The organism is Kordia zhangzhouensis (genome assembly GCF_001005305.1).
GTDB lineage: Bacteria > Bacteroidota > Bacteroidia > Flavobacteriales > Flavobacteriaceae > Kordia > Kordia zhangzhouensis.
Genome location: NZ_LBMH01000004.1, coordinates 398,947 through 413,034 on the forward strand (window position 1 = coordinate 398,947; position 14,088 = coordinate 413,034).

Genomic DNA, 14,088 nt, shown 5'->3' on the forward strand with positions numbered 1-14,088 from the left:
AGATGTTACAGCTTATAAATAAACTCAAAGAAGCTAATATTGACGTATTAGTAAAGGGAAATGATCTGGAATTACATTTTGATCAAGCTGAGATCAGTCAAGAACTGTTGCAAGAGTTGAAAGAAAACAAGCAGGAATTGATTCAATTCTTGAAAAAATATAGTACAACTTCAGAAAGCAACGAGATCAAAACTGTAGAAAAAGCTGAAAACTACGACTTATCTGATGCTCAAAAAAGGTTGTGGATTTTAAGTCAAACCGATGAAGCGTCAACAGCCTACAACATGCCAACATACAAGCATGTTGATCGTGTTGACGATATAGAGAGCTTTGAAAAAGCATTGAAAGCCGTTGTTGAAAGACACGAAATTTTGCGTACGGTATTCAAAAAAGATGCAAATGACACTATCAAACAATGGGTGTTACCTGCGTCAGCTATCAATTGTACAATCGATCAAAAAGATTTTAGCAATGAACAGACTCCTGAAGCTGCGGCATTTGCCTATTCAGGGAAAGATGCATTCAAACCATTCGACTTAGAAAATGGGCCATTATTCAGAGTGAGTTTACTTAAAGTAGCTGACAATCATACGATTTTATATTACAACATGCATCACATTATTAGTGATGGTTGGTCTATGGATGTGCTGGCAAAAGATTTAATGGCATATTACCAAGCATTTAAAGCAAATACAACACCAAATTTACCAGAACTCAATATACAATACAAAGACTATGCAGCTTGGCAATTAGCACAATTGGAAGAAGCATCTTTACAAGAAGATAAAACCTATTGGATGAACCAATTGGCGGGTGATTTACCAGTTTTAGACCTGCCAAGCAATCAAACGCGTCCACTAGTAAAAACGTTTAATGGACGTAGTGCGAGCACATATATCAATGCAGAAATAGTTGAGAAATTAAGAGCGTACACCCAAAAAGAAAAAGGAAGTCTTTTTATCGGATTAATAGCAGCAATCAATGTGTTGCTACAAAAATACACTGGGCAAAAAGATATCATTTTAGGAACAGCAACGGCTGGACGTGATCATGCAGATTTAGAAGATCAAATTGGGTTTTATGTAAATACATTAGCGTTACGAAATCAACTAGATGAAAAAGCATCATTCAGTACATTTTTTAAGCAAGTAAAAGAGACTACGTTAACTGCTTACAAACATCAAATGTATCCATTTGATAGATTGGTAAGTGATTTGAATGTAATGCGCGATACTTCTAGAAGTGTCATATTTGATGTTATGATTACCAACCAAAACATTGGTGATCGTTCAAAAAAAGCAGTAGCCAGCAAAGTAGATACTGAAACAATTGTTGATCTTGGAGAATGCATGGCAAAATTAGATATTTCTATCACTTTTGAAGAAGTAGGTGATTTGCTATCGATGGTAACTATATACAATTCAGATGTATACAATAGTACTGTGATTGAAAAGTTCATGAGAAGCTTCAAAACGTTACTTAACGAAATTGTAACAGATCCTACACAAGCAATCAATGAACTTAAATACATTTCAGGAACTGAAGAAGCAATTTTACTTAATAAATTCAATCAGACACAGATAGCTTATGATACGCCAGAAACATTTATAGAAATGTTTCAACAACAAGTTGAAAAAACACCTAAAAATATAGCCTTATCATTTAAAGGTAAAGAGATTACTTATCAAGAATTAGACGTAAAATCTAATCAATTGGCTAACTGTTTACAACACAATTTAGCCGTTAAAAAAGGAGATGTAGTAGGTGTGCAAATGGATCATAGCGAGTGGTTAATGTACTCGGTATTAGCAATCTTGAAAGTAGGTGCTACCTATGTACCAATCAATCCTGAATTACCAGAAGAAAGCAAAGTACACATAGCAGAAGACACCGGAATGGAATTGTTACTTTCTTCTGCTTATTATGCATTTGAATTAAATTATTTTGAAGGGAATAAATTCATCGTTGATTTAGAGTTTACAGCAACTGACTTTGCAGAAACTTTTGAAACCTCAGTAAATAAAAATGACATTGCATATTCTATCTATACTTCAGGATCTACAGGAAAGCCAAAAGGAGTATTAATTGCAAACGAATCATTTGTAAACTACCTAAATTGGGCAAAATCGTACTATAAAACAGAAGAGTTACAAAATTTTGACTTTGGATTCTTTACGTCAATATCATTCGATTTGACAATTACTAGTATGTTTTTACCATTAGTATCAGGAAGTACTGTCCATATCTTTAGTAAAAGCAGTAATATTTTAGATACATTAAAAACGTATTTTACCAGTAAAATTTCATGTGTAAAATTGACACCAGCTCACATCAGTTTGCTAAAAAACTTAGATGTTGACACGACACAAGTTGAAATGGCAATTGTTGGTGGAGAAGCATTGCAGAATCATCATGTAGAAATTCTACGTTCGTTGAATCCTGCAATGAAAATCTACAATGAATATGGACCAACAGAAGCAACGGTAGGATGTGTAGTATGTGAAATTAAAGACGTAGATGAAAAAATATTAATCGGATCACCTATTGCCAATACAGAAATATACATTCTAGACGAGCACCAAAATTTGGTTGCACAAGGAGTTGAGGGTGAAATGTATATTGGAGGAAAAGGATTGGCAAAAGGATACTTAAATAGACCAGCGTTAACCGCAGAAAAGTTTGTTCAGAGTCCTTTCAATCCTACAAAAACTCTATACAAAACAGGAGATATTGCTAAATGGCAAAATGATGGCTCTATTGATTATATTGGACGAGTTGACAATCAGGTAAAAATCAAAGGATACCGTATTGAACTTGGTGAAATAGAAGCAAAAATTGTTGCAAAAGAAGCTATTAAACAAGCGGTAGTAACTGTATTAGATTACAACGACGAACAGGTAATTGCAGCTTATGTAGTAGCAAACACTCAAACAGAAACAGTTGACAAAGTTGCATTACGTGAGGCGTTAAGTAAAGAATTACCGTTCTACATGATTCCTAACTATTTCATTGAATTAGGAAGAATTCCGTTGACATCAAATGGTAAAGTTGCTGTAACACAATTGCCAGGGATCAGTGAAAAAGATATCATCAAAGAAACATACGTAGCACCATCAACAGAAGAAGAAAAAATATTGGCGTCTGTATGGCAAGATGTTTTAGGTAGAGAGAAAATAAGTATAAAAGACAATTTCTACAATTTAGGAGGTGATTCGATTAAGTCTATTCAAATAGGTTCACGATTGAATCAATTAGGATACAAACTAGGAGTAGAACACATGCTAAAAAATCCTGTATTGGAAGATCTAGCAAAATATGTGCAAGTCAACTCAAAAGTAGTCGATCAATCTCTTGTATCTGGAGAAGTTGCATTAACGCCAATTCAACACTTTTTCTTTAATGAACCTTCTATACCAGTTGTAGAACATTTCAATCAAACAGTAGTTTTAAAAAGTGAAACGGCTGTAAATACAAATGTACTTTCCAACTGTATCAAAACATTGGTAGCGCATCATGACGCTTTGCGAATGGTTTACAAAAAAGAAGGAGATACGTGGCAACAAACGAACAATAAAATGTCAGACAATGCGTATGAAGTTCAATTTTTTGACCTGACTTCTACAGAGAACGCATTGGATGAAATGCATCGAATTGGTTCTGAAATTCAGTCTACAATTGACTTAGAAAACGGACCCTTATTTAGAGTAGGACATTTTAGATTGACTGATGGTGATCGTTTTGCACTTATCATTCATCACTTAGTGGTAGATGGAGTTTCTTGGAGAATCATTTTAGAAGACTTTACAACAGCTTTTGAAGCATTCTCACAAGGGCAAACACCAGAATTACCACTTAAAACAGATTCATTTCAACAATGGAGTTCAAAATTACAAGTATATGCAGTTAGCGATACAATGCAAAAAGAACGCGCATACTGGGAAGCTGTTTGCAATCAGGAAATTACACCAATTCCAGTAAATGAAGAAGTAGAAACAGCAATCTTTAACTACAACAAAACAGTCTCTTTTGAACTAGATAAAAACATTACAGAGTTACTACTTTCAAAAGTCCATACGGTATTCAATACAGAAATTAATGATGTATTACTAACCTCATTAGGGCTAGCAATCAAAAATACTTTCGGGCTTGACAAGGCAGTCGTAAAGATGGAAGGTCATGGTAGAGAAAATATCATTGACAATATAGATATTAACCGAACAGTAGGATGGTTCACATCGGTATATCCTTTTGTATTAAATGTATCTAATTGTAATGATGATAAAAATGCAATAGTACAAGTAAAAGAAGAACTTCGTAACATTCCAAACAAAGGAATTGGTTACGGAATTTTAAAATATCTTACAAACGACTTTACCGCAAGTTTACAACCATCAATTGTATTCAATTATTTAGGAGATTTTGGAGCGACTCAAGAAAAATTTGAAGACAAAAAACTGCGTCAAGCCTCAGAAAGTATTGGAGCAAGTATTGCAAAAGAAAACGGAAGTGATGTCCCGCTAAATATGTACGGTATGATTGCCGCTGGACAGTTACAAATTTCTTTAGATTACCAAGAAGATACATTACCAGCAGAAAAAGTAGCGTTATTCATGAAAAATTTCAAAACAAAACTATCTGAAATTATCTATGAATTGTCTAAAGAAAATACAAGCTACCTAACGCCTTCTGATGTTACGTACAAAGGATTATCAAGAGAAATCCTTTCAGAATTGAATCGTGAAAATACCTTAGAAGATGTTTACGAACTTTCGCCTTTACAACAAGGAATGTACTATCACTGGAAAGCTGATAGTTCAACAACTCAGTATTTTGAACAATTAACGTATAGGTTAAAAACCAATGTATTACCTGTTGAAGCAGTTGCAAAAGCATACCAAGAATTGGTAGATAGACACACTATTCTTCGCACAAGTTTTACAGAAAAATACGGAGACACCTTATTACAAATTGTTCATAAAAAAGTAACAGGCGTCTTTGAGTTTGAATCGTTTGAAACAACAACTGCGCAAGAAATAGAAACATACGTTAAGCAAGCAAAAGAAGCTGATACTCGTAAAGGATTCGATCTTAGTAATCCTTCACAAATGCGCCTAACATTATTACAACTTGCTGATAATACCTATGAGTTTATTTGGAGTTTCCATCACATCTTAATGGATGGTTGGTGCGTAAGTATGTTGATTAATGAATTCTATCAATTGTTAAATGGAATCATAAACAACCAATCGGTTTCATTGGCAAAACCATTACCATACTCTGATTACATTAAATGGTTAGAAAATGTTGACAAAGAAAAATCATTAAGTTACTGGGATACCTATACAGCGGGCTATTCAGACATTGCAAAAGTACCATTTGAACGTTTACAACAAGACGAAACAGAGTTTGCGAAAACTGCTGAAATTGTAACACTTAAAGACGATACATTCCAGAAGATAAAACAAATTTGTAGCGAACTAGAAATTACGCAAAACACCTTTATACAAGGAGTTTGGGGATATTTATTATCACGCTATAACAATACAAAAGATGTTATTTTTGGAACTATTGTTTCAGGAAGACCAACAGATTTGATTGGAGTGGAAAACATGATTGGATTGTTTATCAATACCATTCCTGTTCGTGTACAATACACTGAAAATGATACACCAGAAACCTTATTAAAACAGCTTCAAGTAGCTGCTGCCGAAGGAAACGCACATCATTATGTGGGACTTTCAGAAATATTGGCGCGTCAAACATCAATTGAAAACTTTATCAACCATATTCTTGTATTTGAAAACTATCCATTACAAGATACAATCAAAGAAGAATTGGAAAGTTCTACCTCGGCTGCAATTCAGTTAGAAGTAGAAGCAATGGATGTATCAGAGCAAAGTAATTATGATTTTGAAATAGTTGTAGTACCTGAGCAAGAAGCTTTAAGTGTGAATTTTGAATTCAATGCTACCAAATACGATACAGCATTGATTAAAAAATTAGCTAATCACTTTACCAACACAGTAACAGCTTTTTGTGAAAATGCTACACAATCATTAACCAATATCAATTACCTTACAAAAGAAGAAGAAACGGTAGTTCTAGAAGTATTTAACGATTCTAAAACCTTATACCCATCAAATACTACGGTAAATACATTGTTTACAGAACAAGCAAAAGTAGTACCAACTAATATTGCGGTTTCTTATCAAGACAAACAGCTTACGTATGAAGCACTAGAGAGAAAGTCCAATCAATTTGCAAACTTCTTGCAAAGTACCTATCAAGTTGACAAAGGAGATGTAGTTGCAATTCTGTTAGAAAGAAGTGAAAACTTACCAGTAGTTATTTTAGGAACGTTAAAAGCTGGAGCTACATACTTACCATTAGATCCTTCGTATCCTGAAGAACGACTTGCTTTTGTACAAAAGGATAGTAATTTCAAAGTAGCTGTAAATGAAGCTGTTGTTGTTGAATTTTTAAATGCAGAATCACTAAGCGAGGAAATACAAGTACCAATCCATACAACTGCCGATGATGTTGCTTATATCATGTATACATCAGGTTCTACAGGAACGCCAAAAGCAGTAATGATTCCACACAGAAGTGTGGTACGTTTGGTACAATCAACCAACTATTTCAATTTTGAAGCATCTGACAAATTAATCTCTACTGGAGCTTTTTCGTTTGATGCAACCACCTTTGAATATTGGGGAATGTTACTCAATGGAGGAGAGCTTATTCTTTGCGATCAAGAAGTACTATTACAAACCGATGCATTGCAAAAAGAAATTAGCACTAGAGGTGTCAATGTAATGTGGTTTACTGCTGGTTGGGGAAATCAACTGATTGATGATCAAATAGAAATTTTCAACGGACTAGAAACAGTATTACTTGGAGGAGAAAAGCTATCTCCAAAACATATTCAGAAACTAAGAGCAAAATATCCAGCATTACAAATCATTAATGGATATGGTCCTACTGAGAATACAACTTTCTCATTGACCTATGACATTAGTGAAGTTACAGATATTATCCCAATAGGAACGCCTATTAGCAATAGTACAGCGTATATTTTGGATGATTACCAACAGCTACAGCCTGTTGGCGTAGTTGGAGAAATTTACTTAGGTGGAGATGGTTTGGCAAAAGGATATCTGAATGATCCAGAAAAAACTGCAGAGAAATTCATCGAAAATCCATACAAAAAAGGAGAGCGTATCTACAAATCAGGAGATTTAGGAATGTGGCTTTCTGATGGAAACATTCTCTACATGGGTAGAAATGATAACCAAGTTAAAATCAGAGGACACCGAATTGAACTCGGAGAGATTGAAAAAGCATTGGAAACATTCGATACAATTACACAAGTAGCAGTTACTGTAAAAACAGCTGAAAAAGACAAGGCGATTGTGGCGTACGTGCTTCCAGAAAATGAGAGCATAGACAAAGAAGTACTTAAAAATACACTTAAAGAAATACTTCCAGCTTACATGATTCCTAATCATTTTGTAGAAGTAACTGAAATGCCTCTGAATGCTAATGGAAAAGTAGATTACAAATCATTACCAGACCTGAAAGAAGCAGACATGATTCGCACAGAATATGTAGAAGCTTCTACAGAAACAGAAAAACAATTAGTTACTATTTGGAAAAACTTATTGCAGCTTGATAAAGTAGGTATTAAAGACAATTTCTTTGATGTTGGTGGACATAGTATCAAGGCTATCAAAATGAGCCATGATATCAGTACAGTATTCGGATTAGAAGTAACCATCAAGAATATCTTTGTGTATCCTACTATTGAACAATTGGCAGCACAAATTGACATTGCCAAAAAACAACAAGAAGCAATTACTTCTAAAGAATTAAAAGAAATAGAAATATGATCGATTTTATAAAAAATCTTTCTGAGCAAGGCATATATCTCCACTTAAAGGAAGGAAAACTCAAGCTTTCCTTTGAGGGAGATATCAGTCCTGAAATTTTACAATCGGTAAAAGCAAAGAAAGAAGAAATCATTGCATACCTTCAAGACCATAGCTTGGGTGCTGCTACAGAAGATTCGATCCCTACGATTCAAACGGAAGACAATAGCTACCCAATCTCTGATGCACAACGCAGATTATGGGTGTTGAGTCAATTTGATGGCGGATCGTCAGTGTACAACATTCCCTTAAGTGTAACGTTGAGTGGAAACTATGACATTGCAAACTTCAAAAAAGCAGTTGTAGCAGTCATTGATCGTCACGAAATATTGCGTACGGTTTTTAAAGAAGATGCAGAAGGAGAAATCAAACAATGGGTAGTAAATAGAGAAGATATCCATTTTGATATTCAATATGTAGATTTTAGAAGTGAAACCAACCAAGCAAAAGCAGTTGAAACATACATTGCAAATGATTCTTTTGTTGAATTTGATTTAGAAAATGGGCCGTTGTTACGAGCAACTCTTATTCAAACGAATACGCAAGAATATGTGTTTTATTACAACATGCATCATATCATTAGTGATGGTTGGTCAATGGAAATCATTAAACGTGATATTTTAGCATATTATGAAGCGTTTACAAGTGGTCAAACACCAACATTAGATTCGTTAGCAATTCAATACAAAGATTATGCTTCGTGGCAATTAGAACAACTAGAAACGGCAAACTATAACAAGCATAAAGATTTTTGGTGTCAAAGCTTATCTGGAAAATTACCAGTATTGGATATTCCAACAACAAAGCTCAGACCAAAAGTGCAAACGTATAATGGACTATTACTTAATACATTCATTAATCGAAAAACAACCAAACTTGTTAAAGAATATGCCCAGAAAAATGGAGGAAGCCTATTTGTAAGTTTGTTAGCAGCTTTCAAAGTATTGATTTATAAATACACAAATCAAAAAGATATAATTATTGGAAGCCCTGTAGCAGGAAGAGAACATAAAAATTTACAAGATCAAATTGGTTTTTATGTAAACACTTTGGCTTTGCGAAACCAGGTAAATCCTTCGGAAAGTTTTAACGAGTTTCACCAACGAGTACAACAAAATACATTAGAAGCCTATAACCATCAAATGTATCCTTTTGATCGATTGGTTGACGATTTAAAAATTAAAAAAGATGTCAGTCGAGGAGCTATTTTTGATGTAATGGTTGTACTTCAAAACAATGGAGAAAGTCAGATAAAGATGGACTTTACCGACGAGCAGTTGGACAAAGTTTTGGAAATTGGTCAAACCAGAGCAAAATTTGATCTTTCGGTTACTTTTGAAGAAATGGATGGTACGATTCTCTTTGACTTAGAATACAATTCTGATATTTATGAAAAAGAGATGATTGAACGTATGATGCAACACTACAAACAATTGTTGCAGGCATTATTAACACAATCAGCCTTACCAATCTCTGATGCAGAGTACCTATCTCAAGAAGAAAAAGTTATACTAGCAGAAGAATTTAATAATAACAAAGCAGTATATCCAACAAATCAAACCATTGTAGATGCTTTTCAGGCACAAGCCAAGAAAACACCCAACAACATTGCTTTGGTATTTGAAAATCGCCAGCTTACCTATAAAGAATTAGATGAAAAATCAAATCAGTTAGCACATTTCTTACTAGATAGATTTGAAATTGAAACAGAAGATTTTATTTCTATACAGCAAGAACGAAGCGAATGGATGATTATTTCCATATTAGCGGTGCTAAAAACGGGAGCAGCATATGTTCCGGTACAACCTGATTATCCACAAGAACGTATCGAGTACATCAAAAATGATACTCAATGCAAAGCAATTATAGACGAATCGTTGCTTGCAGCGTTTGAAAAACAGCAGTATGCAACGTCAAAAGTAGTATCGCAAGTACAAGCAAATAACTTAGCGTACATTATTTATACTTCTGGAAGTACAGGAACGCCAAAAGGTGTGATGATTGAGCATAAAACGGTCATTAACCTAGCGTTTGCACAAATTCAAGAATTTGGAATTACTACCGAGGAAAACATATTGCAATCATCAAGTATAACTTTTGATGCTTCTGTAGAACAAATTTTCATTGCTTTACTCAGCGGAGCAAAACTTACAATAGCTAGCAAAGCATTGTTGCTTGATACAGAGGCTTTATCAGCTTATATTGAAAGAAATAAAATAACTCATATTCATAGTGTTCCAAGCTTTTTAAAGTTAATTCCTAGAAAAAATTACTCAGCACTTAAGCGAGTTATTTCTGGAGGAGACAATTGTTCACTAGAACTAGCTAGATCTTGGGCAAGTGATAAAGTAAAGTTTTACAACGAATATGGTCCTACAGAAACCACAGTAACAGCTATAGAATCATTTTACACAGATGATTTGGTAAACAGGCGAGGAAACATGCCTATCGGAAAACCGTTGCCTAATTATGCAGTTTATATTTTAGACGAATTTATGCATATGACACCTGCAGAGATTATTGGTGAAATATGTATAAGTGGAGATGTATTGGCTAGAGGTTATTTGAATCTTCCTGAAATTACTGCTGAAAAATTTGTAGACAATCCATTTCAACCAGGAAAAAAATTATACAAAACAGGAGACCTTGGAAAATGGAATAGCAATGGTACCATTGAATTCATTGGTAGAAAAGACAATCAAGTTAAAGTAAGAGGATATCGTATTGAACTTGGTGAAATTGAACACGTTTTAAGTCAAATAGAAGCTATTTCATCAAATGTTGTAGTTGTCAAAGAAAATGAAGCTTCCGAAAAAGAACTGGTAGCATATTTTACGGCTTCAACAGAGTTTACCTCTGAAGAATTACGCAATGAACTTAGTAAAAAATTGCCAAGCTATATGCTGCCTGCCTATTATGTGCAACTAGAAGAACTTCCATTAACAGCAACAGGAAAAGTAGACAGGAAAAATCTTCCTGATCCAGAAAACTTACAAATTTCTAATGGAGCAGAATACATTGCACCAAGAAACGAAATGGAAGAAACGTTGGTACGAATATGGCAGGAAATATTGCAAGTTGACAAAATCGGTGTTCTAGATGACTTTTTCTTATTGGGAGCAAATAGCTTAAAATCTATTCGTTTGGTCAATATGTACAAAAAAGTATTTGGAGTAAAAGTATCACTAAAAGACATTTTTAGTCATTCCACCATTGCTTCACATACATCATTAATCAAATCGTCCAAAAAAGAACAATTTGTTCAAATAGAAAAAATAGCAACGCAAGAAAGTTATCCAATATCATTTGAGCAAAAACGAATTTGGTTGCTTTCGCAAGATGACAAAACATCTATTGCCTACAATATGCCAACCACGTTGGAATTTGAAGGAGAAATGAACATGGAAACGTTCCAAAAAGCAGTTTGGTCCGTACTAGAAAAACATGAAGCCTTGCGTACTATTTTTAAAGAAGAACAGCAAGGTGATGTAAAACAGTGGATTATTCCAATAGAAGAATTCAAATTTAAAATTGATTATAAAGATTTACGACTAGAAGAAAACAAACAACTAGACGTAGAAACATACTTGAAAGAACAATTTTATACGCCTTTCGACATACAAAATGGTCCGTTGGTTCGTGTTGGATTCTTGCAATTAGCCGAAAACAAGTTCATTCTATACTACTGTATGCATCACTTGATAAATGATGGTGCATCTATGGAAATATTAGGAGATGAAATTTCAAATTATTACGAACAAATTGAAGAAGGAAAACAAATTGATGAAGCTCCATTGCGCATTCAATACAAAGATTACGTAGCATGGCAGTTGAAAATGTTTGAATCAGATGCTGTTAAAGAGGTATCAGAATTCTGGAAACAAGCATTTCAAAATGAAGTTCCTAAAGTGAAATTTCCATTTGAAAAAAGAAGACCAGAAACATTCCAACCAAATGGAAACATCATTCAGTTTGATATTTCAAGAGAACTGACAAATGGTTTACGAAACATTACAGAAACGGAAGAAGGGAGTATGTATATTTCGTTTGTATTTGCAGTTAATACATTGCTGTATCAATACTTAGGAAACCAAAATATTATGGTGGGTTCTTCATTTTCAACTCGAACTCATGAAGAGCTAAGTAATCAAATAGGTTTCTATATCAACAATTTGCCAGTTGTAGCCAAAGCAGAAGCTTGCTATACACTCAAAGAATACTATGAACAAATAAAAAATACGGTATTAACTATCAATTCAAATTCATGGTATCCGTTGGAAAAAGTGATTGAAGATGCCAATTATATGTATGATGCTTCTTATTCGGGGTTGTTCAATGTATTGGTAGAATATCATAGTAAAAATACAACTTCAGCCACGTCAGAAGCGGAAGTAGTTTACAATGAAACAGAGTATACGTACAATGTACCATGTCAATTTGATCTTTCGTTAGAGTTCTTTGAAAACGATCAAAAAATTACGTGTGTACTAACATATAACAACACCGTATATGACGAATCACACATTGAACTATTTAAAGATAGATTCTTAACAATAATTGAAAAGCTAACCTCATCATCAACTGATTATCAAACAACAACGTTAGCAGAAGTAACAATGGAAGAAACTTTAGAACCTACCATAGATCTTTCGGACATGTTGCTTACCTCATTAGAAGAAAATTTCTAAAAAAACAAAACTTACTAAAAATTGATACTGTCATTATGCTAATGACACGGATTCTCTTTTCCTAAAAAGAAAGAATCACAAACTAATAATTAATAACAAAAGCTTTATCATTATGATTAAACCATTAATTCATTCGATGGCTGTGTGTCCTGATATGACGAAAACATATCCGAAAATTACACATGGAAAAGGGATTTACCTTTATGACGACAAAGGTAAGCGATATTTAGACGGTTCTTCAGGTTCTTCTTCTGTGTCCAATATTGGTCATGGTAGAGAAGAAATGGTGGAGATTATGGCTGATCAAATATCAAAAGTAACCGTATTACCAACACATGCTTTTAATAGCGATGTAGTAGAAAGTTATTTAAAAGAATTGACAGATTTTGCTCCAGAAGGATTCACCAAAGCGTGGACTGTAATGAGTGGAACAGAAGCTGTAGAAAATGCAATCAAACTAGCCTTACAATATCATCAATTACGAGGTGATAATACCCGCTATAAAATCATTTCTCGTTGGAATACTTATCACGGAAACTCAGTATTTACACTAGATGTAGGCGGAATGAAAATGCGTCGCGGATTATATGAGCAATGGTTGCACAACTTCCCACACATTTCACCAGCATACAGTTACCGTCGACCAGCGCACTTAAACGAAGCGGAATATGTACAAGAACTATTAGAAGAGTTTGAAAATACAATCATAAAAACAGGGCCAGAAACGGTTGCTGCCTTTATTGCAGAACCAGTTATTGCTGCTGCAATGGGAGCAGTACCACCGCCACCAAACTATTTTAAAGGAATCAAGTATATCTGTGAAAAATACGGAATTCTGTACATCTCTGATGAAATTCTTTCTGGTTTTGGAAGAACTGGAGAAAACTTTGGAATCAACAACTTCGGGATTACACCAGATATTATAGCAGCAGGAAAAGGAATTAGCGGAGGGTATTTCCCATTATCAGCTGTAATTGCTTCTGACAAAGTGGTGCAACCACTCGTAGACACCAAAACGGCTTTCTTAGGCGGACATACATTTGCTTGTAACCCAATGGGAGCACGAGTAGGAAGTAAAGTCTTAGAAATCATGGAACGCGAACAACTGGTTGCTCGATCAAAACGCATGGGTACATTATTCATGGAAAAACTAAAATCATTATACGAGTTTGACATAGTAGGTGATGTACGCGGTGTAGGATTGCAATGTGGAATAGAACTCGTTCAAGACAGAATAACAAAAACACCATTCCCAGCAAGTATGAAACTATCTAAAGTAATTGGTGAAAAAGCAATTCAAAAAGGAGTGGTTTTATACCCTGGAAGCGGATCTGTAAATGGAGTAGATGGCGATCATATTTTGGTAACGCCACCACTCACTATCAATGAAGAACAAATAGACGAAATCGTAGATGTAATGAGAGACTGCTTGAAAGAAGTGGTTTCTGAATCTAAAAAATTAACAGCATAAA

The 14,088-nt window shown here is 34.4% G+C and carries 3 protein-coding genes; all 3 read left to right on the forward strand.

Going from position 1 to position 14,088, the window contains the following annotated elements:
* The first annotated feature begins 2 nt into the window (after positions 1-2).
* The 3 genes from AA088_RS08100 (at position 3) to AA088_RS08110 (ending at position 14,087) form a co-directional block, all read left to right on the forward strand.
* A complete protein-coding gene (locus AA088_RS08100; protein ID WP_046744447.1) occupies positions 3-7,889 on the forward strand; it encodes a non-ribosomal peptide synthetase in 7,887 nt (2,628 codons plus the stop codon).
* Entirely contained in the window at positions 7,886-12,616 is a 4,731-nt protein-coding gene (locus AA088_RS08105; protein ID WP_046744448.1) for a non-ribosomal peptide synthetase, read from the forward strand. The genes AA088_RS08100 and AA088_RS08105 overlap by 4 nt, the downstream gene beginning before the upstream one ends.
* A gap of 112 nt (positions 12,617-12,728) precedes the next feature.
* On the forward strand, positions 12,729-14,087 hold the full coding sequence (locus AA088_RS08110; protein ID WP_046744449.1) for an aminotransferase family protein: 1,359 nt from the start codon (positions 12,729-12,731) through the stop codon (positions 14,085-14,087).
* Position 14,088 lies beyond the last annotated feature (1 nt).

What these genes read in the sequence shown, in the direction of transcription:
- AA088_RS08105 (WP_046744448.1), top strand. Translation starts at nt 7,886, where the DNA reads ATGATCGATTTTATAAAAAATCTTTCTGAGCAAGGCATATATCTCCAC.
- AA088_RS08110 (WP_046744449.1), top strand. Translation starts at nt 12,729, where the DNA reads ATGATTAAACCATTAATTCATTCGATGGCTGTGTGTCCTGATATGACG.
- AA088_RS08100 (WP_046744447.1), top strand. Translation starts at nt 3, where the DNA reads ATGTTACAGCTTATAAATAAACTCAAAGAAGCTAATATTGACGTATTA.